This window comes from Marivita sp. S0852 (assembly GCF_046591575.1).
In the GTDB taxonomy this organism is placed as follows: Bacteria; Pseudomonadota; Alphaproteobacteria; order Rhodobacterales; family Rhodobacteraceae; genus Marivita.
Map to the genome: position 1 here is coordinate 36,152 of NZ_JBIQWA010000006.1, position 23,480 is coordinate 59,631.

Here is a 23,480-nt window from a genome sequence, read left to right on the forward strand (position 1 = left end):
CGTGTCGCCTCTGTTCAGAGCAGGGATCAAAATTGCAGCGGTGTGCATAAAAACTGGCATGGCTCGTCTCTATTTCAGAATGCTTGTTACGGTGGTTACTCGGATCGTCTGAAGAAGGCGGAGGGCGCGGTTCAGCTCACTTTGCGGCACTCCTCGGAGGTGGCGGACACAGTAAACTGGCCATCCGCTCCGACATCGACCTCAATCGCCGGGGGCACGGTGCCGCCCGCCAATGAGGCCAGGAAAAAATCGGCAAGACGCGGCAGCACCTGCTTGGCCAGCATGGCCTCGATGGCGCGCGCTCCGGTGTCCCCGGCCACGGCACGGTCCACCATCGCCCTGTGCGCCGCAGACGTCACGGAAAGCGCAGTGCCATGCGTGTCCAGCGCCCGCTGCGCAATGCGCGCGATCTGCAGATCAACAATGCCCCCCAGAACCTCGCGCCCCAGCGGCAGAAACGGCAGGATCGACACGCGACCCAGAAACGCCGGTTTGAAACTTTGCGACAATTCCGGGCGCAGCATATCGACCAGGGCGTCGCCCTCGGGCATCGCATCGGGATCTTCGGCCAGGGTGGACAGGGTCTCTGTCCCGCTATTGGCCGTCATCAGAATGGTCGTGTTGCGGAAATCCACGTCCCGGCCTTCGCCATCGCGCAGAACGCCTTTGTCGAACACCTGATAGAAAATCTCCTGAACGCCTTCGTGGGCCTTGTCGATTTCATCAAGCAACAAAACACCATGCGGGCGCCGACGCACCGCTTCGGTCAGAACACCGCCTTCGCCATAGCCGACATAGCCGGGGGGCGAACCCATCAGCAAAGAGACCTTATGTTCTTCCTTGAATTCCGACATGTTGATCGTGGTCAACGCAGACGCCCCGCCATGCAGTTCATCCGCCAGCGCCAGCGCGGTTTCGGTTTTGCCGATGCCCGAGGTGCCCAGCATCAGGAACACGCCCTGCGGTTTGCGCGGATCACGCAAGCCCGCGCGGGACACCGCAACCGTTTCACACAACGTGTCAATGGCCGCATCCTGCCCCAGAACCCGTGCCTTGAGCCGGTCGGGCAGGGTCGACACCGCCTCGATCTGGCTGCGCAACATCCGACCGGCGGGAATACCCGTCCAGCGCGCAATCACGGCGGCAATCGCCTCGGCATCGACAACCCGGTGCACAAGCGGTGTTTCCCCGGCGGCGTCCGCCAGCCGCGCTTCGGTTTCGGCAAGCCGTGACATGGCGTCGATCCCGCCTTCCGCCACAATGGCGTCGGCCTCATCCGCCAGATTGCGTTGCGCCTCAAGCGCCTCGGAAATCGCTGCCGCTTCGGATTGGGCAGCGGCAAGATCGCGCTCAAGCCCGTCCAACCGCGCCGCAAGGTCAGGCGCGTCCGGCTCTTGCGCCAGGGCATCAATCTCGGCCTGCAGATACAGCGCTTCGCGCTTGCGTTGCTCCAGCGCCTCTGGCTCTGTCTCGCGGCTCATAGAGACCGCAGCGCCCGCCGTGTCGATCAGACTGACCGCCTTGTCCGGCAAGTGCCGTTCGGGCAGATAGCGGGCCGACAGCTCCACCGCCGCGCGCACCGCACTGTCGCGGATGGCCACGCCGTGATGATCCTGAAACCGGGGCGCGACCGCACGGATCATGCGCACCGCCCGTTCGATATCGGGCTCATCAACCTTGACCGTCTGAAACCGCCGTGTCAGGGCCGGGTCTTTTTCGAAATACTTCTTATATTCCGACCACGTCGTTGCCGCGATGGTCCGCAATTCCCCGCGTGCCAGCGCAGGCTTGAGGATATTCGCCGCATCCCCCTGCCCCGACGCGCCACCCGCCCCGATCATGGTATGGGCTTCGTCGATAAACAGGATCACGGGCGTCTGAGACTGTGCGACCTGATCAACAACGCCTTTCAAGCGCCGCTCAAATTCGCCCTTCACACCGGCACCCGCCTGCAGAAGGCTCAGATCAAGCACATGCAGCGCCACGTCGCGCAGACGGGCTGGCACCTCTCCATTGGCAATCGCCAGCGCAAAGGCTTCGACGATGGCGGTTTTACCAACACCGGCTTCGCCTACAAGGATCGGATTGTTCTGGCGACGCCGCACCAGAATGTCGATCATCTGCCGCAATTCCGCATCGCGCCCGACAATTGTATCAATCTGTCCGGCCCGCGCCTGTTCGGTCAGGTCCGTTGCATATTCGGCCAGAAAATCCTCATGTCCGGGCGCGCGGCGCGATGCCGCCGCAGGTGCGCCGGATGCAGCAGCGGGCGCTTCGGAAGCTGCACGATCTTTCAGAGCGGCCACATCAAGATCAAGCAGCTGCGGCACCGTCCGGCGCAGGATCGCCCGCGCGTCGGCCTCTTCGATCATCGACAACAAAATGGCGGCCACCCCAATGCTGTCCTGCCCAAACCGCAGCGACGCATTGATCCACGCCTCGCGGACCACACCGATCAAGGGCTGCGACAAAGACGGAGCACCCGCCGCACCCCGATTGAACCCCTGCACCGACGTCATGGAGCGCGCCGCAATGTCCGCCGCGTTCACGCCGCAGGCCTCCAGCACCTCGCCAGAGACCGGATTGCTTGCCATGGCGTAAACCAGATGCTCCAACTCAACCGTTCCGTGTGTGTGCCGCACCGCAAGTGCCGCAGCCGATTCAAAAACGGCAGAGGCATCAATGGAAAATCTTTGAAATAGAGTGTGCAGATCTATCGAAGCCAATTGAGATACCTTTAACCGAAGATGAACTCGTTGAATCACGTCTCGTGCAGCAGAATGCCGGTTGACGAATAGGTTCCAAATAAATCAGAAACAATCAATGACGCTGAGTTTCCAAACTCGGCAATCAGACCCAAGTCACACACAAGAATTGACGGCAATTCGTTGAATTTCAAAAAAGCCAGTGAATTCTGCATTTATCAGGCGCAGGAATATTGACATGATTCCAACAAGTTACCAGCCTCTTGAAAAAGTGGGCGAAAATCCGCGCAATCATCCGTCAATTCAGGCAATTTATCGCAATCTTCGGGATGCCCGGTCTCGGGCCCGCACAGCCGAGCGGGCATTGGAAACGCGCGACGAAATGGGCCGCACCAATATCGGGCGTTTGCCGGAATGGGACGAGGTCAAACAATTGGCCCTGTCGATCCTGAGCGAGCACGCCTGCGACATCGAAGTTGCGGCCTGGCTGTGTGAGGCTTCGGTCAGGATCGACGGACATGCGGGGCTGGCCTCCACCGTCCGCGCGATCACAGCGATGGTGCAAGTGCATGGCGCTGACCTTCATCCTCAGCCAGAAGAAGACGATGACGACATCTTTGCGGCGCTTGCGGGCCTCAATGGGGTCGGGCGCGAAGGCACGCTTATCCAACCTCTGCGGCTCTTGCCGTTGGTGCCTGGGGTGGAATACGGGTCGTGCACATTGTGGGATGTGGAAACAGCCGGGAACAGCGACGCGGTGCTGTCAGCGATGTCCGACGCGGGCCAAGCCGCTATGATCACACACTTATCTGATGTTCAGGACGCGCATGATGCCTTTGTGGCGTTGGACGCGGCCTTGACCGATCTGCGCGGTCCGGACGCGCCGCCCTTTGCCCGTATTCTGGATATCCTCGAAGATTCGGTCCGGTCGATTCGGCGATTGTCCGGCGCGGATCAGGCAGATGCGACCGAAACCGCAGACCCAGATACGTCCGCGCCCGCGCCACTGCCGACCGGCAAACCGGGTCCGAAAGAGCGGCTGGACACCCGCGAGGATGCGCTGCGCGCGCTGGAAGAGGTGGCGCGATTTTTCCGTCGCACAGAACCCCATTCCCCCATGTCTCATGCGCTGGAAACCCTTGTTCGACGGGGGCGGATGGATTTCATGTCGTTGCTGGCGGAATTGATTCCGGACGAAACAACACGGGACGCTGTATTGACGACAGCCGGAATCAAACAAACCGACGATCGGCACGATTCTGCCGATTAGGCAAAAGTTTTGAAAAAGCCCCGTGCAAATTCCGTTGGCTGAGGTTTGATAGGACCAAGGAATTGGCCCGGTGTAGCGACTCGGTGCCGAATATATGTGTGTCCTGTTGCCTTCTGCCCGGCGACGGGACTTTGATGATTTAGTAATCCTGAGGGAGGCTGCAATTGCCCAGCGTTCATGACAAACTCGACAAAGTCCGAAAGCCCCGTGTTCATATTAAATACGAGGTCGAAACCGAAGGCGCGATGGTCGAAAAAGAATTGCCATTCGTCATTGGCGTTTTGGGCGATTTTTCCGGTGATCCGACCGCTGATCTGCCGTCCTTTGGAGAACGCAAATTCGTTCAGGTGGATCGGGACAATTTCGATCAGGTGATGGCGCGCATGACACCCGGACTTAACCTCAGGGTTGAAAACACCCTTGCCGATGATGGCAGCACGATGCCCGTCAATCTCGAGTTCAAGTCAATGTCCGACTTTGATCCGGCACAAGTTGTCGATCAGATCCCGGCGCTGAAATCGCTGCTGGAAAGCCGCAACCAGCTGCGCGATCTGCTGACCAAGGCAGATCGCTCCGAAGAGCTTGAAGCCCTGCTGGAAGAAATCCTTCAAGACAATGACGCCGTCCGGCGCATGGTCGAAGAACTTCAGGCGGCGAACGGAGGGGCTAACTGATGGCAACGCATAGCGACACCAAACCGGACGCGGGCACAACGCTTGAGGCCGACCAGAACAGTTTGCTGAGCCAGGTCATCGGGGCCACACGGCAGACCGAACCGGATCGGGCCACCGAATTGATGCGGACACTGACGGATGCGGCCCTGTCGGGCACCGTCACCTATGATCGCAACCTGACCGTGACGCTGAACAAGGCAATCGAGGCCATCGACGCCAAGATTTCCCACCAGCTTGCGGCGGTCATGCAATCGCCGGAGTTTTCCAAGCTCGAAGGATCGTGGCGCGGGTTGTGGCATCTGGTTTACGAAAGCAACACTGGGTCAAACCTCAAGATCCGCGTTCTGAACGCAACCAAGCGGGATCTGGGCCGTGATCTGGCCAAGGCGGTCGAATTCGATCAGTCGCGCTTGTTCAAATCGATCTACGAAGACGAATTCGGCACCCCCGGCGGCGAACCGATCGGCGCGCTTGTGGGCGATTACGAATTTGACAACAGCTTTGAAGACATGGAAACGCTGACCGGACTAAGCCAGGTGGCGGCGGCGTCTTTTGCACCCTTTGTGTCGGCGGCCAGCCCGAAACTTTTCGGGTTCGAGGACTATACAGAACTCAGCAAGCCGCGCGATCTGTCCAAGATTTTCGACAGCACCGAATACATCAAATGGCGCAGCTTCCGTGACAGCGAAGACAGCCGCTTTGTCACCCTGACACTGCCCCGCGTTCTGGCACGGATGCCCTATGGCGAAGAAAGCAAGCGGATTGACGAATTCGATTACGACGAAGCCATCGCCTATGAGGGCGACAAGATCCCGCATAACAATTACTGCTGGATGAACGCGGCCTATGTGATGGCCAGCCGCATGTCCGCGGCGTTTTCTGAAACCGGCTGGTGTACCGCCATCCGCGGCACGGAAAACGGCGGCAAGGTCGAAGGGTTGCCGACCCATCTGTTTTCTACCGACGATGGCGACACCGACATCAAATGCCCCACCGAGATTGGCATCACGGATCGGCGTGACGCGGAATTGGGCAGCATGGGCTTTTTGCCGCTGTGCCATTACAAGAACACTGATTATGCCGTGTTCTTTGGCGCACAGACCACGCATAAACCCAAGAAATACGACCGCCCCGACGCCACTGCCAATGCGGCGATTTCCGCGCGTCTGCCCTATATGATGGCGACCTCGCGCTTTGCGCATTACCTCAAGGTGATCGGCCGCGACAAGATCGGCTCTTTCATGGAGGCCGAGGATTGCGAAGACTGGCTGAACCGCTGGATCAACAACTACGTCAACGCCAACGAAGGGGCCGGCCCCGAGGCGCGCGCCGCCTATCCATTGCGGGATGCCAAGGTCTCGGTCGAGGAAATCCCCGGCAAACCCGGTAGCTATAACGCCGTGGCCTGGATGCGTCCGTGGTTGCAGATGGAAGAGCTGACAACATCGCTGCGCATGGTCGCCCGGATTCCCGAAAAGAACTAAGGTGACGCAGGTTGCGAAAATACTGCCCCGGCCAGACATGGCCGGGGCCCATGTTGCTATTGAGGCAACAGCTGACGCGCGGCGCAGGGCGCTGTGCGCGCGCATTGACCGCGTGATTGCGCTGATTGATCAGGCCCTGTCGCGTCAGGTGGCAGCGGTGCGCCGTGATCCGGCTTTTGCGGATCTCGAAGCGCGCTGGCGCGGGCTGGCCATGCTGATCGACCGCACCGGCCCGGATGAAACCGTCCAGATCAAGCTGCTTGACGCCAGCTGGCCCACCGTGGCGCGCGATCTGGAACGCGCCGCCGATTTTGATCAAAGCCACCTGCACAAGCTGGTGTATGATGGCGAATTCGGCATGCCGGGCGGTTTGCCGTTCGGGTTGTTGCTGTGTGACTACACCTTGTCGCATGTCTCGGATGCCGGATCGACCGATCCGATCGAGGCCACCCGCAGATTGGCCTCTGTTGCGGCGGCCGCGTTTTGTCCGGTGGTCGCGCGCGCGGGATCGCGGTTGTTCGGATTGCGCGACGGAGACACAATCGACAGCGTAACGGACCTGCCCGATGCGCGGGCAATCCTGCGCGAAGATCCCGCCTATCTGCGCTGGCAATCGCTGCGCCGCAGCCCTGACATGCGCTTTGTCGGGCTGGTCGCACCTGATCTGGTGCTGGAACGCCCCATCGACCGCACCGTGCCGCGCGACTTTGTGCCTGCGGCATTCATGGCCGATCACACGGTCCTGAACGGGGCCTTCGGTCTGGCCGCTACGGTGGTTGACGCCTATCGCGACAGCGGCTGGTTTGCCGCGATCCGGGGGGCCTGGCAGGACACCTCGGGCGGCGGGCGTGTGGCCGACGTGCCGCCGCTGGATATGGGCACCGATTGTCACGGCCTGTCCGCACAACCGGCCGTCACCTGCCGCCTGACCGGCGCACAGGAAGAGGCGATGGTGCGTCTGGGCATTGTGCCGCTGTCCACGCTGTATCTGGACACCGATCCGGTGTTCAACACGCTTGCCTCGGCACATGAGCCACAGACCTACGACACCGCGATTGCAACACAGAACGCCCGGCTTGCCGCAATGCTGCAATATGTTTTGTGCACATCGCGCTTTGCCCATTACCTCAAGGTGATGATGCGCGACGAGACCGGTTCGATTGCCGATCCGTCCGTACTGGAACATCGGCTGGACGCGTGGCTGCGCGATTATTGTCTGGGCAATGATGACGCCGACGATGACCTCAAGGCGCAATATCCGCTGCGCGATGCCGGTGTCACCGTGCGCGCGCTGCCGGGTCGTCCGGGGTGTTTTGGCTGTACGATCCGCCTGCAACCGCATTTTCAACTCGATGATATCTCGACCAGTTTTCATCTGGTGGCGGAATCCGTCGATACCCTTCGGAGTGTACCCGCATGACCCTAGCCGCCGACATAGCCACCGCCCTTGCCAGCGACGCACCGGACACGGCACGCGACATGGCGACCGCGCGGGTCAAATCCCATCCGACAGACGCCAACGCCCGGATGTTCCTGGCCGAACTCTGTGTCATCGAGGGCAATCTGGACCGCGCCGAAACACAGGCGCGTCTGGCGGCCACGGCCGCGCCCGAAGCCGCAGTTGGCATCAGCGTGTTTCGCCAGCATTTGCGCGGGCTGCATGCGCGTCAGGAATGGTGGCACACCGGGGCGATGCCGACATTTCCAAACGGACCGTCCGATCTGTCAACGCTGGCGCTGCGTCTGAACGTGGCCCTGCGTGATGGCTGCGGCGATGCCGCACGCGCGGCGCTGGATGCGCTTGACGACGCACGCGGCCTGCAATGTGCCACATGGAACGGCACCCCGGTCGAGGATTTCCGCGATCTGGATGACCGCCTGCCCCACGCAATCGAGGCCATCACAGGCGGAGGCAATTACCTCTGGCTTGATTTCGACACGATTGCCGATCTGACCTTTCAACCCGCAACACGCCCTCTGGACGCCATTCTGCGCCGCGCCCGCGTCAGCCTGCATGACGGGTCTGTCGCTGACATCCGGATGCCTGCGCTGTATCCCGACCCTCAAACCCCGGCTGAATCGCTGGGGCGCAGCACCGATTTTCAGGAATTGCCCGGCGGGCTGATCGCTGCGCGGGGGCTGCGGTCGTGGTTGGTGGGCGACGATGTGCAAACCTGCCATGACGCCCAGACCATCACCTTTGCGGCCCCACAAAAGGATGCGGCCTGATGGCCCGGTTCGAGGCACAAAAACAACGGCCTGCCGTGTCGTTGCTGGACCGCTTGCTTGATCCCGATCCAAGCCGCGAAACCGATCCCCCGGTCTTGCGCGCGGAAACCCCGGACGGGGTGCGCGACAGTTTGCGGCGTGATCTGTCGATCCTGCTGAACACCCGTTGCCGCCCCACCTCGCCGCCTGCCGGGCTGACGGCGCTTGGAAACAGCCTTGTGACCCTCGGGGTCGAGGATTTCTTCAACGCCAGTCTGGTCACCGATGCCCAGCGTCAGCGTTTTGCGGCGCGCCTGCAGGCGCGGATCAGGCAATTCGAGCCGCGTCTCGAAGATTTGCACGTGTCGCTGCCCAGCCGTGATGGCGATGATCGACGCAGTTTGCGTCTGCGCATTTCGGCCCGGTATCGCACCCGCCCCGGATTGCCACCGCTGATTTTCGAAACCCGGCTCGATCCGGTCACACATCACTTTACAGTCGTCAGTGGGCCGGGCCGTGGCTAATCGTTTTCTGGAACATTACTCGGACGAACTGGACGCGCTGCGCCGCCGCGCAGGGTGGTTTGCCGACGCGTTTCCGAAAATTGCCGGACGGCTGCGGCTGACCGAAGACACCACCGACGATCCGCATATCGAACGTCTGATCCAGAGCTTTGCCTATTCCACCGCCCGGTTGCGGCAAAAACTGGATGACGGGTTTCCCGAACTCAGTGAAGGGTTGCTGGAAACCTTGTATCCGCATTTTCTGGCCCCGGTGCCGGCGATGACAATCGTGTCGTTCACACCGGATCGCGGTGCCGAACAGGCGGTCACCGTGCCCCGCGGAACCGAAGTCGAATCCGCCATGCTGCAAGGTGACACCTGTCGTTTCCGCACGACACAGTCGGTCACCCTTGCCCCGATTGAGATCAGCGCCGCCCGCCTGATGAACCGGCCAATCGAAGCCCCGGCCTTTGCCGGCGGCAGCCCGCTTGGCTGTCTTTCATTGACGCTCAAGCGCACCGGCAAACCGCCCCTGTCCGAATTGGGGCTCAGCACGCTTCGGCTTTATCTTGGCGGCACGGGCCAGCAGGCAAGCGCACTGTTCCGGCTTTTGACGCAACATGCGATGGGCGTTGCGGTGGCCGATCATTCCGGCGACCCCGCACCGCGACACTTGCCCGCCACTGCGGTACAGCCGGTTGGTTTTGCAGCCGCCGAGGCCGTCCTGGCCGCGCCAGAACGGTCCTTTCCCGCCTACCGGCTGTTGTCCGAATTCTTCAGCCTGCCCGAGAAATTCCTGTTCGTCGATATCGACATCGGCCCCCTGACCCAGACCGACCGCGTGGATGTGTTTGTCTATCTTGACGCGCCTGCAGGCGATCTGGAACGGCGGATCAACGCGTCGCATTTCAATCTTGGGGCGACGCCGGTGGTCAACCTGTTCCCGTCACGCGCCGAACCGATCATCCTGGATGGCACGCGCAGCGCCTTTCCGTTGCTTGCAGATGCCAGACGGCCCAAAACCAGGCAGGTGCATTCGGTCACCCATGTGACCCTGGCCGATGATGGCGGGCATGCGGAAACGGCGTCGCCCTATTTCAACCGGGTCACAGACCGCCATTCAGGCGGCGTTTTCTATCAATTGCAACGCCATTCCGCCGAGGCCGAGCGCCACAGCGGCGCGACCTCCATCGCGTTCATCGACCATCGCACGCGCCCGTCCCGGCGCGCTTCAAGCACCGCATCGGTCGAGGTGCTGGCCACCAATGGCGATCTGCCCCGCGCCTTGCCTTTTGGCGGGGGCCAGCCGCGCCTGACACTGGCGTCACCGCTGGAATTGATCTCGACCATAACCTGCCTGCGCCCAGTCACCCAGCCGCCTCATCGCGATCCCGATCCTGACCGCATCTGGCAACTGATCTCGCATCTTTCGCTCAATCACCTGTCGCTGGAACAGGATGGCGCAGCCGCGCTGCGGGCCATTCTTCGGCTTTACGATCCCGGTGACAGCCGCGAAACCTCTCAGATGATCGACGCGCTTTTGGATGTGACGACACAGCCCACCATTGCCCGTATCGCGTCGGTCGCGGTCAGTGGCATTGATGTGACCATCACATTCGATCCCGACCGCATCGACGAAGGCACCGCCTATCTGTTCGGCAGCGTCCTGGACCGGTTCCTGGCCGCCTATGTCACCTTGAACACCTTCACGCGGTTGACCCTGCGGCTGAAAGATCGCACCGACGATCTGGCCGCCTTTCCCGCACGATCCGGCGATGGGGCCCTGGCATGACCGAAAGGCTGACCTCCTCCGCCCCGATCGAGGCGCTGGCCAACGCGCCGCAGGCCTATGACGTCACCACGGCGCTGCGCATCGCCGAGGCCGAGGCCAAATCCTCTGGCCGCCGTCTGCTGATCTCCGCGACACCGGAAAGCCGCCCTGTCCCGCACCCGGTTCAGGCGGTTGCCACCAGCGATGACACCATCACCCTGAACAGCTCGGTCATGGGTGTGCTGGGGCCGCTATCGCCCTTGCCCCCGGCCTATGGCGAATTGGCCAGCCGGGCGCGGCGGCGTCGGTCTGGCGGGCTGGCCGCGTTTGTGGATATCTTTACAGACCGGTTGACCCATCTGTTTGCCGCTGCAACCGAAAAATACGATCTCGCGCGGCAGTTGCAGTGGTCCGAACCGGGCAACAGCCCCTTTGTCATCGCCCTGCGTGCCCTGGTGGGGCTGAACACACGCGACATGGATCACCGCACCCCTTTGCCCGAGGATGAAACCCTGCGGTTTGCCGGGCTCCTTGCGCAGCGCACCCGCAACGCCGCCGGACTCGAAGCGGTCGCCGCCGCCGAACTGGGCCTGCCGGTGCGGCTTGAACAGTTTCACCTGCGCTGGCGACCCCTGCCCGAAGCCGAGCAAACCCGTGTGGGTGGGCTGACCCGACTGGACCAAACCACAGGCGCAGGCAGCCGCGTGCCGGATCGCTCGGGTCAGGTACGGCTGGTTGTCGGACCAGTCCGATATCCCGATTTTCTGTCCCTCGAAGAAGGCCAGCCCCGGCTGGACCGCCTGCGCCGTCTGATGCGGTTCTATGTCGGGCCAGTGCTGGATTTCGACATCCAGATCATTCTTGACAAACGCGACGTGCCGGAAACGCAGATGGGCGGGGATGGCCCGCTTCCGCGTTTGGGCTGGAACGCCTGGGCCCGGATTGCCCCTGCAGCACGCGACAGCGATGATGCCATCGTCGGCTCTGCGCCAACGACCCGATCCCCCCGCAAGCAGGTGCCGGTATGAAAACCCTGACCCTGACCCTCCGCACCGGACCGGCGGCAGGCACCGCACGCATGACCGATGGCAGTCGCCCGTTCCATATTGGCACCGCCCCCGGATCGACATGGACCTTGCCCGCGTCAGAGCCGCCTGACACCCAAACCGCAGACAGCTCTGTCTCGATCCGGCGCTCTGGTGACCATTTTCTGTGCGAGGCGACCGGCAGGGTCGAACTCGAAGGGCGCGTGGTGCCAGAGGGCGCAGAGATGCCCCTGCACCACGGAAGCGAACTTGGCATCGGGGGGCACCGGCTGGTCGCGCATGTCGACCAATCGGGTGCCGCACCCGCGTCCGGTGGTCCGACAGACGCCTTTCAAGAGGCCGCACTGCCAACCATCAGCGCCATTCTGTCAGATGTCAGCCCCGGTGGTGACGGGGCCAGCGGCCCGCTTCCGGGACGCACCGGCGAAGAATGGCTCGACAGTTTTACCGTAGCACCCCAAGGCCGGAAACCGACCCGCCCCGAGTGGGACAGGCTGGGCGCATGGGGCGAGGCCCCCGAAGGCCCCGACCCGCTTGAAAGCGCGACCCAACCGGACCCGCTTGGGCAGCCCGGCAAGATCTTGCCAGATGATTGGGACGCCCCGATCAGCGACACGGGCAACCGCATGGTTCAGGCCCCGTCGAACCAACAATCGTTCCGCATCGCGGATGCCCCCGCAGAACCCGACATAAGCGCACCCAACACCGATATTCGCGTGCTGCGCGAAGCTGCCGGTCTCTACGAAGGCGAAGTCGACGCGCCGGACGATATCCAATTGGCAAATGCCGGCACCGCGCTGAACACGGCGCTGACCGGGCTTGGCCGTCTTGAGGCCGTTCTGGACCGCGTTTTGGCCGATTTTGATCTGCCCGCACGCACACCTGACGCGGTGCAGCAGGCCACGCTTGATCCCGGCGCGATCCTGTCGGATCAGACCGGCGAAGCCTGCCTTGCCCTGGCCCGTCGGATCGACGCCATCGAAGCCCGGCAAACCGCGGTGATCGAAGCCTGTCTGGCCACGGTCGAAGCCGCACGCACCACATTCGATCCCGAAACGATCCGCGCCGCCGTGGCCGCCAAGGGCGATCCGCTGGACCGGGTTCTCCCGACGCGGGCAGCATGGGCAGAACATTGCCGCCGCTGGACACAAGACGAACAACCGCTGGACTCTGGAACGCTGCGCGCGTCTGTCGCACAGCGTCTGGATGGACAGATCAAGGAGCCATGAGCCGTGAAAATCCATAACCGCGTCGCGTGGACCGAAGGCATGTTTCTGAGGGTCCAGCATTTTCAGCAGGCCGATCGCTGGGCCGATCAGCTGGTGCGCGATGCAACGCGTCCGCTGGCTGCCTATCCCTGGGGTATCCTGGAAATGTCGGTGGATCAGGCCGCACTTGGCATCGGGCGGTTTGGGCTGACATCGATCAAGGGCATCCTGCCCGATGGCACGCCCTTTTCCGCGCCCGATCAATGCGATTTGCCAGATCCCGTGGCCCTGCCCGAAGGCACATCCGATCTGCACATTCACCTGACATTGCCGATGCTGCGCCCTGGTGCTGCGGAATTCGCGCCCGAAGGGTCGGGCACCAAAGCCCGACTGATGCGCGAGGACGTCGATACCGACGACGCCAATGCCGACACGTCTTTCAACGCGGTGATCGAAATCGGGCGGCTTGACCTGAGCCTGAAACGCGACACCGAGGAATTGGCCGGGCTGGAAACGCTGCCCCTGGCGCATGTGGTCGAAGTGCGCGCCGATCTGGCGGTTGTTCTGAACGACGACATGATCCCGCCGGTTCTGACCGTCGGGGCGTCCAAGCGGCTAAGCGGGTTTCTGAACGAATTGCTGGGTCTCTTGCGACACCGCTCTGATGCGATTGCGCGGCGCACCGGCGATCCGTCCTTGCGCGGCTCTGCCGAACTGGGCGATTACCTGATGCTTCAGGCGCTTAACCGGGCCACACCGGTGATCGGCCATCTGGCCGCCCAGGCCGCACAGATCCATCCCGAAAGCGCCTATCGCGCGTTGATCGCGCTGGCTGGTGAACTGGCGACCTTTACCGCCCCCAATCGCCTGCCGGTGGACCTGCCGGATTACCGCCATGCCGATCCGTCCGCCACGTTCGAACCGGTGATGACCGAATTGCGCCGCGCCCTGTCTGCGGTGCTGGATCAAAGCGCTGTTCTGATCCCGCTCGAAGAACGCCGTCACGGTGTCCGCGTGGCGATGATCGCGGATGCGGGGCTGAAGACCGATGCCGGTCTTGTGCTGGCCGTGCGGGCCGATATTGCCGCCGAAAAACTGCGCCGTCTGCTCCCCAACCAGATCAAGGTTGGCCCGGTCGAGCGGATTTCCGAACTGGTCAACGTGGCCTTGCCGGGGCTTGAGGTGCGACCGATGCCCGTTGCGCCGCGTCAATTGCCGTTCCGCTCCGGCAACACCTATTTCGAACTCGACACCACCGGCGAGATCTGGCGCGATATCGTGGCCTCGGGCACGATTGCGATGCATTTCTCATCCGAATTTCCGGGGCTGGAGCTTGAGCTGTGGGGGATCAGGGCATGAGCGCATCCGACCGGGCCGAGGACGACCCCGCCCGCATCATCCTGCCAACCCCGGGCAAACGTCGCGCCGATCCCGAGGCCGACATAACACCGATCCCTGTGCCAGAGCCGGAGCCGATCTCGAAACTGTCGGTGCCGGATATCCTTGCAGGGTTTCGCATCGACGGCGATCAGGTGCCCGCCATGGTGGCAGAGGCAGCGCCGCTGGTGAACCTCGCACACGCCTTGCGCGAACGCGAAACCGCACCGGACATGGCCGAACTGCGCCGCGACACCATCGGCGCGGTCAAAACCTATGAAACGCAACTCAGCGCGGCGGGTATCCTGCCGCAACAGGCGCGCGCGGCGCATTACGTGGTCTGTGCCACGCTGGACGATGTGATCCGCAACCGCCCCTGGGGCGAAGGCTGGGCCGTTGAAGGGCTTGTCTCGACCTTTCACCACGATGTCACCGGCGGCGACAAGGTGTTCGAGCTGCTGCACCATTTCCAAAGCAATCCGGGTGCCAATCGCGACCTGCTGCTGTTGATCTATCTGTGCCTGTCGCTTGGCTTTGAAGGCCGCACCCGCGTCTCTGCCCGGGGCGGTCTGGAGCTGGCCCAGACCCGCGACAACCTTTACCGCACGCTGCGCGCCCAATTCGGCAGTGTCGAACGCGATCTGTCACCCCATTGGAAAGGCGAAGATGCCGCCCATGCGCCGCTGCGCACCGGGCGGCTGTTCTGGCTGATCCTTGGGCTTTTGGTGCTGACCCTGGCGTTGCTGTTCCTGACATTTTCGGTGCTGCTGGGGCGCGGATCGAACGACACGCTGGCTCGTATGGCCACCCTGCCCCCCGGCGGCACGCCGACGCTGTTCATTCCCGAACCGGTTGTCGAACCGCCGCAAGAACCAGAGGTGATCGCACCCCCCGAACCGATCATAGAGCAACCGCAACCGCCCACCCTTCCCCCCGATCCCCCGATCGAGACGTTCATTTCCTTCCTCCAGCCAGAGGTCGAGGAAGGGCTTGTTCGGCTCTATCGCGAAGGCGATGCCGTTCTGGTCCGCATCGCCAATAGCGGCGCATTTGACGTGGGCGGCGCGCAGATCGCACCGGAATTCCTGCCGCTGTTCGACCGCATCGGTCAGGCCCTCACAGCCGAGGATTTCGACGTCACCGTTCTGGGCCACACCGACGATCTGCCCATCCGCTCGGCCCCCTGGCCATCGAATTTCCATCTGTCCAAAGCCCGCGCCAGCGCGGTGCGCGATATTCTGGCCAGCTATATCGGCACCGAGCGCATAGAGGTGCGGGGCGAGGCCGATACCCGCCCGATTGCCGATAACGAAACGCCAGAGGGCCGCGAGGCGAACCGGCGCACCGAGATCATCGTGCGCGGTGCGGGCGACCGCGTGTCGCCGGCGCTTTTGACCCGAGGTGCCGGCGATGCGCCTGATGCGCCCAGCACAGAGGAGGCCCTGCCATGAACCCTCTTGGGATGTGGACAAGTTTCCGCTCGACCGTCGAAAGCTATGCTGGCGTTGTCGGCGGGCGGTTCCTGTCGGTCATCTGGGTTGGCGCGATCTGTGCCGTGATCTGGATCTTCGGACCGCGCCTTGTCATGGGCGATTTCGCACCGCTGACCACAACCCGGCAGCGCTCCATCGCCATTGCCGTGGTGCTGACGCTCTGGATTGTCTGGATGCTGGTCGCGTGGCTCCGCGCCCGCCGCGCCGACAAGGCACTGGCCGAAGACGTGGCCGAAACCCCCGAACAGCGCGCCGCCAGCGAAACCCGCGAGGAAATCGCCGAACTGCAAGAGCGGCTCAAGGCCGCGATGCAGCTGATGCGCAAGGTGGTGCGGCGGCGCTATGGCTATGCCTATGAATTCCCTTGGTATCTGATGATGGGCCCGCCCGGTGCCGGCAAGACCACGCTGCTGACCAATTCGGGGCTGAAATTCCCCCTGGGCGATGCGATGGGGGCCGAACCGGTGCAGGGCGTCGGCGGCACGCGCAATTGCAACTGGTGGTTCACCGACCGCGCTATCCTGATCGACACGGCGGGGCGATACACCACCCAGGACAGCCAGCATGAACGCGACCACAAGGGGTTTCTGGGCTTTCTGACCATGCTGCGCAAACGGCGCAGCGCGCAGCCGATCAATGGCGTGATCCTGACCCTGTCGCTCACCGACCTGCTCAGCCAGGACCCCGACGAACGCCTGCGCGAGGTGCGCGCCGTGCGTCAGCGTCTGGCCGAGATCGAGGAAACACTGGGCGCACGCATTCCGGTCTATATCGTGCTGACCAAGGCCGACAAACTAAACGGCTTTGCGCAGTTTTTCGAAGAACTTGGCGGGCAATCGCGCGAACAGGTTTGGGGCATGACCTTTGACTGGGACGCCGCCAATGAACCCGGTGCCCTGCCCGACATGTTCAGCCGCGAATACCGCGCCTTGCAGGACCGGCTGACCGGGTTGCTGCTCGACCGGCTACAACAGGAAACCGATATCGCCCGGCGCGGCGCGATCTTCCGCTTTCCTGCCCAGGTCGCCGCTTTGCACGATTCCCTGCGCGAGATTGTCGAGGAACTGGCCTCTGGCAATGCCAATGTGTCTGAACCGATGATCCGGGGGCTTTACTTTGCCTCTGCCACCCAAGAGGCCGAAACCCGCCGCAACGCCGCGGCCCCGGCGCGGTCGATGAACCGGAGCTATTTCGTCAATAAACTGTTTGGCGATGTCATTCTGGGCGAAGCGGCGCTTGTATCGCGCGACCGGCGCGTCAGCCAGCGCAAAAAGATCGCAACCGGCATTGCCTATGGGGCCGTGGGCACGGTGGCGGTGCTTTTGGTTGCGTCCTGGATCGGATCGTTCCTGTTCAACAACCGCGCCCTAGCCGATGCCGACAACGCGCTGGCGCAATACGGCGAACAGGCGCGTAATATTCCGATTGATGCGATATCGGATTCCGATTTCCTGCGCGTTCTGCCCGCGCTCAATACCATCGAAAACGCTCCAGCCTCGTTTGATCCCGAGGCGGGCGCGACACCGATTTATCTGGTGGGGATGGGGTTGGGTCAGGAACGCCGCATCATCGACCGTCATGCCGATGTCTATAACAACGCGCTTGGGGCCTATCTGTTGCCCCGCTACATGGTCGCCTTGCAGGACCGGCTCAAATCCTCGCAGCTTGACGAGGCCGAGACGTTCGAGACGCTCAAACATTATCTGTCGCTTGCCGGTCTTGGCCCGATTGATCCCGACGCGCTTTTGGCGCAGGCCGAAACCGTCTTTGCCGATCTGTATCCCGGCTCCGGGCGGATCGGCACCCGTGCCAGCCTCATGCGGCACATGACGGCAATGCTGACCCAGGGCGATCTGCCTGTCATGGCGATTGACGATGACTTGGTGGCAAGGACGCGCGCCATCATCGGCAACCGCACCGCCGCGCAACGCACGCTGGATCTGCTTCTGACACGCAACGCCGCGCGCGATCTGGGCATGTGGACGCCTGCCGTGGCGCTTGGCCCGGCCGGGACCGAAGCGTTCGCGCGCACATCGGGCAAACCGATGACCGAAGGCATCCCCGGCCTTTACACGCGCGACGGCTATCGCGATGTGGTGCTGCCCAATGTGGCACCTCTGGCCGAGGTGGCCTCGGGCGAAGACTGGGTGCGCGGCCCAACCGCCCTGCGGGTGACCAATGTCAGCGACGTAACCCGCGACGCGGTTCAGCTTTACTGGACGGAATTCGGCGGCAAATGGCGCGATATGGTGACGGATCTGAAACCGCGCCAACCCTCCGGTCTGGCGGATGCGTCGGATCTGGTCGCACTCATGGCGTCCGAGGCAGACCCGATCGGGCGGCTGGCCCGCAGCATCGCTGCCGAAACCGATCTGGCCGGCCCCTCCGAGACCGATGCCGCGCAAGGCCTGTTTGCCACGGCCAGCGACCTGCCCTTTGATCCGCTTGCCGCACCCGATCCCTACAGCCCCTTGCGCCGTGCGCTCGACAAGGCAGACAGCGCCAGCGAAGACGCCGACCCCGAAGCGCTTGCCGCGCTGTCGCCCCTTCTGGACGAGATCTACCAGCAGCTTGGCCGCGTCAACGCAACCGATGCCCGCGCCACCGAAGTGTTTGCCGCCGACAGCCAGCTGAACACCAAGGTGCAGGAATTGGTGGCGGCGGGCCGGTCGCTTCCGGCACCTGTCGATGCCTGGACGGTCAGCTTTGCAACCTCGCTGGCCGGAACGGCGATGGGCCGCGCGCGCGAACAGGTGTCACAGCTTTGGGCCACCGAAGGGGCCCCCGAATGTCGCCGCGCCGTTGCAGGCCGCTACCCGTTCGCACCCGGTGCCCGGCAAGAGGTGACGCTGGATGATTTCACGCGCATCTTTGGCCCCGGCGGCCTGTTTCAGGCCTTCTTTGATCAAAACCTGGCCAGCTTTGTCGATATGTCCGTTGATCCGTGGATCTGGAAAGGCGGGCTTGGCACGTCGGGCGACAGCTCTGACGCGCTGCGCCAGTTCCAAAACGCCGCGGCCATCCGCACCGCGTTCTTTCCCTCGGGCGAAACCGCCCCGCGTGTGGATGTGACCTTTGATCTGCGCAGCCTTGATCCCGACGCGCGCGTCGCGTTGGTGGAAATCGGCGGTGGCACTTCCGTTCATGGCCTTGATCGTGCCGAGGCCCGCATGCTCAGCTGGCCGGGCGAAGCCTCAGCGGTGTCGCGGATCACGCTGTTGCCCGGTGATCGGGCCAATGCGCTTGAGACACGCGGGGAATGGTCGCCATTCCGGCTTTTCGATACCGCCGAAACAGCCCGGATATCGGACAATGAATTTGACGCGGTGTTCCGCGTCGATGGCCGCCGCGTTGCCTTCCGGGTCACGGCGGGCAGCGTCAACAACCCGTTTGCCCTGCCTGCGGTTGCCGATTTTGCCTGCCCCACGGTTCTGGAATAAACCATGGGGCGCGGCGTGAAGGACATAGATCACAAACCCGGCCAAACCGGCTATTTCGGCAAAATCCCGACGCAGGGTGATTTTGTCATGCACAATCTGCCCCGTGCGGTGGTGGACGGGCTGGATGACTGGACCCGCCATGCGGTGCGCGAAAGCCAGAAAGCGCTGGGGCGCGGCTGGCTTGACGCGTTTCTGGTGGCACCGGTCTGGCGCGCTGTTGTCGCGCGGGATGTTCTGGGGCCCGATCCCATCGCTTTGGTGATGATGCCCAGCGTTGACCGCGTCGGGCGGTATTTCCCGCTTATTCTGACCGTACCACTGCCCGATCATCGCGGCCCGCTCAGCGCCCTGCCCCGGCAGCTCAACACGTGGTTCGATCAGGCCGAACGATTGGCTCTGTCCACCCTGACACCTGATTTCCGGCGCGATACGCTGGATCAAGGGATCAAGACGCTGACCCTTGCGCGCTGGTTTGAACCAAACCTGCGCCGCACACCGCACGACGCCGCCCGCACGCTGTGGTGGGTTGGCACGGCCTATGATGATGAGGCGCTGCGCGCTTTCGACACGCTGCCCGACCCAGCCCGGTTTCATGACATTTTCCTGTCCGTCCGCCCCACGCCGAAACCCGTCACCGAAGAGCCTCCCGCAGCTCGGCCCGCGCCAGAACCGGCTGAACAGGCACGGCCCGACACCGAAAGCGTGACCGCCCTGGCCAAACCGCTCCCCGCCGTGGTGCCAGAAACTCGGTCGCGCGTTCTGCTGACCATCCAAAGCGCCGGTGCGGCGCTCAAGGGCACGCATAGTGCGGCCCTGACCGATACGTTCGCCATCGGCGAAGACAATCAGGCGATGAGCGTGATCAGCGGCATTGGCACGCATCCCGGACTGAAAGGGGCCGTCGACACCGTGCGCGCGGCCCTCTCCGATATCGCAGAGCCGTTTTCCATGAACGATCTGGTGGCCGAGGCCAAAGGCAAACTCGGCCGCGCCAATGCCATGCTCTGCGCCCGTGGCATCCCTACCAACACAACCTTTGCCGCCTCGACCGCGACATTGCTGATCCAGGGCAATCGCCACGCCGTTTTGTGGTGCGGCAACGCCCGGTGCTATCTTTTGCGCGATGACCACCTTAGCCTTTTGACCCGCGACCATGTCGATCCGATGCTTCCGTCCCTTGTGACCCGCGCGGTTGGGGCGACACGTCAATTGCCCCTGGAAAGCAGCATCGGCGAAGCGCGGCCCGGCGACCGTTTTTTGTTGTGTTCCGGTGGCTTGTTGACCATGACATCCGACGCCGACATCGCCGAAACCCTCAAAACCGAGACCTCTGCGCAGCACGCTGCAGACCAAATGGTCCAGAACGCGATTATTTCAGGCGCGAGACTTGACGTCGCCGCTGTGGTTGTAATCCTGCAACCCAGAGAACCGGACGGGCCCACGTCGGTGGACCCCCACAACCCTGCGAGACAGACCCATCATGATCCGTAAAACCGCTTTACTCGTTGCCTCTTTGTTATCCATGGTTGCCTGCGCCCCTGCGGATGGTCCGTCCTCGATCGCTGTGGTCACCGATGCGCGACAGAACCAGACGCCGATCCTGCAACTCAGCGATGAAATTGTCTCTGCCCTGGGCACGTCGAAACCGGCGACCGGTTTTTCGTCTTTGGGTGCGTCTCGCTATACGCCCGGCGTGATCAAACCGGGTGATACAATCAGTGTCACCGCCTTTGGCACCGGAGAAGGCGGGCTGTTCAACCCGACCACCAGCGCGGCATTGCCCCTGGGGGATTTCGTGGTGTCGCAGTCCGGCACGGTGTCGCTGCCATTTGTCGGCGGCATCAATGTGGGCGGACGATCGGTCAAGGCCGCACAAGACACGATCACCGCCCGTCTGCGCGAAACAGCCGTTGATCCCTTCGCCACGGTCAGCATCGCGCGCAAGGAATCCGACAGCTACAGCGTGCAGGGTGCCGTTGCATCTGCAGGTGTGTTCAACCTGACCTCGCGCGGGGAAAGCGTTCTGGACGGCCTGGCCAATGCCGGCGGTGCCACCGGCACACCGGACGCCACCGTGGTCACGGTGCTGCGGTCAGGGCGGTCTGCGCAGGAAACCTTGGCCCAAGTGGTCAGCGACCCCCGCCGCAACATCCCCTTGCTGCCGGGCGACACAGTGATAGTCGGCGGCGGCGATGCACAATTTGTGGCCGATGGCGCGCTTGCCGCAACCGGAGAGTTCGATTTCGTCGAAGGCTCGCTCACTCTGGCACAGGCCATTGCGCGCGCGGGCGGGCTGTTGGACAGCCGCGCTGATCCGAAAGACGTGTTCCTGTTCCGTCGCCAGCCCGCTGGTGAATCCTTTATCCTGGTCGATCAAAACCGCGCCAACCCCCGCACCATATTCGGTGACGTAATCTTCCGCGTGAATTATGCCGATCCGTCCCAGCGCCTGAATGCCAGCCGGTTCCAGATGCGTGATGGCGACTCGCTTTATGTCGGCAACGCACCGCTGGCCAATTTCTCTAAATATTTCCAGATCTTCTCGCGGCCCCCGGAACTGCCCGCACCGCCCCAGCCCTAGGATGAGCTGAGCAAGGCTGGCACCCGGCGGCATGGCTAGACCTGCGTCAGCCCGGCATCAACCAACTGCTCCCGGTCGGGCAGATCCTCAAGCGATGGTAGATCGAACGCCACGAGGAACTGCTCGGTTGTGACATAGGTATAGGGGGCCCCCCGTTGCGGGGACCGAGGCCCGGACCCGATCAAGGCCCGATCATAGAGCCGACCAATCAGGGTGCGGCTGATCTCCTTGCCGAAAATCTCCTTGAGCCCGTCACGGGTGATCGGCTGATGATAGGCAATGGCCGCAAGCACCGCGGTGTCGAACTCGCGCAGATCAAGCACCTGTTCCCCGATATCGGCAGCCGCGCGAATGGCGGGCGCATAGGCCGGACGGGTGCGAAACATCCACCCCTCCGCTGCGCACACAAGCTCAAAAGACCGACCTTCGGTCTCGGTGACAAGATCGTCGATCAGCTGCGCAACAGATGCCCCCTGCCCGACCACACGCTGCAACTCTTTCGACGGCACCGGGGCTGCACTGGCAAACAACACCGCCTCGATCCGGCGCATCCATTCGCGCCAACGCAGATCGGCTGGCCAATCAGACAACTCGCGGTCCAGTTCTGCCTGCGGCTGGTCCGACCGGTCCTGTGCATCGCGCGAAGATGTGCCTCTGTCCCTGCCTTTGCCCATTTCTAGAGCCCGTATATCCGAAACGTGTCCCGGCCCGTAAGTTCCCGTATCGCGCCCAATGACACAAGCCTGTCGCACAACCGCCGCGCCGACCGGTCTGGCAAAGGCAAGGCAGACGGCGTCACAGCATCGCGCGACAAAAACATCGCAACCGCATCGGGCGCCGCCTTTGCCCGCAGCTTGGGGGCCACCGCATGCAGCCGCATCGCCCGTCGCGTCAGATCACCGGCCAGACGCACAACGCGAATGACGGCGGCCACAATGGCACGGTGGCACGCCATCCCAAGCGCCGCGCCCCGCTGACGCAGATCGCCGCGTTTCAGTCCGGTTGCCAAAAGCGGCACCAGATGATCCCACCCCAGCGCCTGTGCCAGCACCGCATCCGCAAAGATCAGCGCAGGCGCTTGAGCGCGCGGATCATCCGTCACCACCGCCTCCAGAACCTGCGCCGCCTGGCTGACCGGCGTATCCTGTCGTGACCTGTCCAGCCCGCCCAAGATTGCCTCGGCCTCTCTATCAGGCAACGCCCGCTGCAGCGCCTCTACAGAAACGGGCCGCGCCACCGCCCTGTGCCAAGACAAATAGGTTGCACCCGCAGGCCCCGGCAAATCATCTGGCCGCATCAGATGCAGCGCATCGCGCAAGTCCGCCGCCCGTTCCGGACGCCCTGACAGGGCAACACAGGACTCTGCCGCCCCAAGGGCCAGCCGGTCCCGCAGCAGCGACGCGGGCAGCTCTTTTCGCGCCAAGACACCATGCAGATGCGCCAATGCGGCCCCCGATAAAAAAGACACATTTTCAATATCTTCCACCCCACGCGAGGTGATCCAAGCGGGAATTCGGGGTATCATGTCATCTGCGACAACAGGCGGTGTGTGGGTGTTCGGCATAGGCACAGGCTACAGCATCACGGCGCTTAAGGCCACGATTTCTTGCCCCAACCGCCTCACCCTGACCCGTGCGGAGCTGTATTCAAGACCGACGCTCGACCACCGTTCAACGCGGGGGATGACATCTTGTCCGGCACATCAGTCGCGAATACGCTG

17 protein-coding genes are annotated in these 23,480 nt (G+C 63.0%); 14 read left to right on the forward strand and 3 right to left on the reverse strand.

The genetic code is table 11. The features are described from left to right. Positions 1–131: 131 nt before the first annotated feature. Positions 132–2,765 (reverse strand): type VI secretion system ATPase TssH, encoded by a 2,634-nt coding sequence (gene tssH / locus ACG74X_RS14325; protein ID WP_411235708.1) that lies wholly within the window; start codon positions 2,763–2,765, stop codon positions 132–134. Positions 2,766–2,943: 178 nt separating this feature from the next. On the opposite strand from tssH, the gene ACG74X_RS14330 reads away from it, so the two are divergent. The 14 genes from ACG74X_RS14330 to ACG74X_RS14395 all read left to right on the forward strand — a co-directional run bounded on the left by ACG74X_RS14330 (position 2,944) and on the right by ACG74X_RS14395 (position 21,760). After that, positions 2,944–3,975 (forward strand): ImpA family type VI secretion system protein, encoded by a 1,032-nt coding sequence (locus tag ACG74X_RS14330; protein WP_411235710.1) that lies wholly within the window; start codon positions 2,944–2,946, stop codon positions 3,973–3,975. A 164-nt stretch (positions 3,976–4,139) separates the two neighbouring features. Further along, positions 4,140–4,649, forward strand: a complete 510-nt coding sequence (gene tssB / locus ACG74X_RS14335) for a type VI secretion system contractile sheath small subunit (protein WP_411235711.1) — start codon at positions 4,140–4,142, stop codon at positions 4,647–4,649. Continuing rightward, positions 4,649–6,133: a type VI secretion system contractile sheath large subunit gene (gene tssC / locus ACG74X_RS14340; RefSeq protein WP_411235712.1), complete on the forward strand. Its 1,485-nt coding sequence runs from the start codon at positions 4,649–4,651 to the stop codon at positions 6,131–6,133. The genes tssB and tssC (ACG74X_RS14340) overlap by 1 nt, the downstream gene beginning before the upstream one ends. A gap of 37 nt (positions 6,134–6,170) precedes the next feature. After that, positions 6,171–7,553, forward strand: coding sequence for a type VI secretion system contractile sheath large subunit (gene tssC / locus ACG74X_RS14345; protein WP_411235713.1), 1,383 nt, complete (start codon positions 6,171–6,173; stop codon positions 7,551–7,553). Beyond that, the gene (locus ACG74X_RS14350) at positions 7,550–8,362 is read left to right on the forward strand and encodes a type VI secretion system accessory protein TagJ (protein ID WP_411235715.1); all 813 of its coding nucleotides are present in this window, start codon (positions 7,550–7,552) and stop codon (positions 8,360–8,362) included. Before tssC (ACG74X_RS14345) ends, ACG74X_RS14350 begins: the two co-directional genes overlap by 4 nt. After that, positions 8,362–8,865: a type VI secretion system baseplate subunit TssE gene (gene tssE, locus ACG74X_RS14355; RefSeq protein WP_411235717.1), complete on the forward strand. Its 504-nt coding sequence runs from the start codon at positions 8,362–8,364 to the stop codon at positions 8,863–8,865. The genes ACG74X_RS14350 and tssE overlap by 1 nt, the downstream gene beginning before the upstream one ends. Beyond that, positions 8,858–10,636 carry a type VI secretion system baseplate subunit TssF gene (tssF, locus tag ACG74X_RS14360; RefSeq protein WP_411235718.1) on the forward strand — a complete coding sequence of 593 codons (1,779 nt, stop codon included), beginning with the start codon at positions 8,858–8,860 and terminating at the stop codon, positions 10,634–10,636. The genes tssE and tssF overlap by 8 nt, the downstream gene beginning before the upstream one ends. After that, a complete protein-coding gene (gene tssG / locus ACG74X_RS14365) occupies positions 10,633–11,643 on the forward strand; it encodes a type VI secretion system baseplate subunit TssG (protein ID WP_411235720.1) in 1,011 nt (336 codons plus the stop codon). The genes tssF and tssG overlap by 4 nt, the downstream gene beginning before the upstream one ends. After that, complete coding sequence (locus ACG74X_RS14370; protein ID WP_411235721.1) at positions 11,640–12,890, forward strand: hypothetical protein; 1,251 nt, start codon at positions 11,640–11,642, stop codon at positions 12,888–12,890. Before tssG ends, ACG74X_RS14370 begins: the two co-directional genes overlap by 4 nt. Positions 12,891–12,893: 3 nt before the next feature. Continuing rightward, a complete protein-coding gene (gene tssK, locus ACG74X_RS14375) occupies positions 12,894–14,228 on the forward strand; it encodes a type VI secretion system baseplate subunit TssK (RefSeq protein WP_411235722.1) in 1,335 nt (444 codons plus the stop codon). Then, positions 14,225–15,697, forward strand: coding sequence for a type VI secretion system protein TssL, long form (tssL, locus tag ACG74X_RS14380; RefSeq protein ID WP_411235723.1), 1,473 nt, complete (start codon positions 14,225–14,227; stop codon positions 15,695–15,697). The genes tssK and tssL overlap by 4 nt, the downstream gene beginning before the upstream one ends. Next, complete coding sequence (tssM, locus tag ACG74X_RS14385; RefSeq protein WP_411235724.1) at positions 15,694–19,179, forward strand: type VI secretion system membrane subunit TssM; 3,486 nt, start codon at positions 15,694–15,696, stop codon at positions 19,177–19,179. Before tssL ends, tssM begins: the two co-directional genes overlap by 4 nt. Before the next feature lie 15 nt (positions 19,180–19,194). Beyond that, positions 19,195–20,670, forward strand: coding sequence for a type VI secretion system-associated protein TagF (gene tagF, locus ACG74X_RS14390; RefSeq protein ID WP_411235725.1), 1,476 nt, complete (start codon positions 19,195–19,197; stop codon positions 20,668–20,670). Continuing rightward, the gene (locus tag ACG74X_RS14395) at positions 20,660–21,760 is read left to right on the forward strand and encodes a polysaccharide biosynthesis/export family protein (RefSeq protein WP_411235726.1); all 1,101 of its coding nucleotides are present in this window, start codon (positions 20,660–20,662) and stop codon (positions 21,758–21,760) included. The genes tagF and ACG74X_RS14395 overlap by 11 nt, the downstream gene beginning before the upstream one ends. A 35-nt stretch (positions 21,761–21,795) precedes the next feature. Here ACG74X_RS14395 and scpB read toward each other — a convergent pair whose 3' ends face one another. Together scpB and ACG74X_RS14405 are read right to left on the reverse strand one after the other, a co-directional pair. Next, a complete protein-coding gene (scpB, locus tag ACG74X_RS14400; protein WP_411235727.1) occupies positions 21,796–22,434 on the reverse strand; it encodes an SMC-Scp complex subunit ScpB in 639 nt (212 codons plus the stop codon). A gap of 2 nt (positions 22,435–22,436) precedes the next feature. Then, a complete protein-coding gene (locus ACG74X_RS14405; protein WP_411235728.1) occupies positions 22,437–23,324 on the reverse strand; it encodes a DUF1403 family protein in 888 nt (295 codons plus the stop codon). Between the last annotated feature and the right edge of the window lie 156 nt (positions 23,325–23,480).

Excerpts from the sequence above, each read along its gene's own strand:
- tssE (WP_411235717.1), top strand. The coding sequence starts at position 8,362 with ATGGCCCGGTTCGAGGCACAAAAACAACGGCCTGCCGTGTCGTTGCTG.
- tssL (WP_411235723.1), top strand. The coding sequence starts at position 14,225 with ATGAGCGCATCCGACCGGGCCGAGGACGACCCCGCCCGCATCATCCTG.
- ACG74X_RS14395 (WP_411235726.1), top strand. The coding sequence starts at position 20,660 with ATGATCCGTAAAACCGCTTTACTCGTTGCCTCTTTGTTATCCATGGTT.
- ACG74X_RS14370 (WP_411235721.1), top strand. The coding sequence starts at position 11,640 with ATGAAAACCCTGACCCTGACCCTCCGCACCGGACCGGCGGCAGGCACC.
- ACG74X_RS14405 (WP_411235728.1), bottom strand. The coding sequence starts at position 23,324 with ATGCCGAACACCCACACACCGCCTGTTGTCGCAGATGACATGATACCC.
- scpB (WP_411235727.1), bottom strand. The coding sequence starts at position 22,434 with ATGGGCAAAGGCAGGGACAGAGGCACATCTTCGCGCGATGCACAGGAC.
- ACG74X_RS14330 (WP_411235710.1), top strand. The coding sequence starts at position 2,944 with ATGATTCCAACAAGTTACCAGCCTCTTGAAAAAGTGGGCGAAAATCCG.
- tssC (WP_411235712.1), top strand. The coding sequence starts at position 4,649 with ATGGCAACGCATAGCGACACCAAACCGGACGCGGGCACAACGCTTGAG.
- ACG74X_RS14350 (WP_411235715.1), top strand. The coding sequence starts at position 7,550 with ATGACCCTAGCCGCCGACATAGCCACCGCCCTTGCCAGCGACGCACCG.
- tssG (WP_411235720.1), top strand. The coding sequence starts at position 10,633 with ATGACCGAAAGGCTGACCTCCTCCGCCCCGATCGAGGCGCTGGCCAAC.
- tssC (WP_411235713.1), top strand. The coding sequence starts at position 6,171 with ATGGCCGGGGCCCATGTTGCTATTGAGGCAACAGCTGACGCGCGGCGC.
- tssM (WP_411235724.1), top strand. The coding sequence starts at position 15,694 with ATGAACCCTCTTGGGATGTGGACAAGTTTCCGCTCGACCGTCGAAAGC.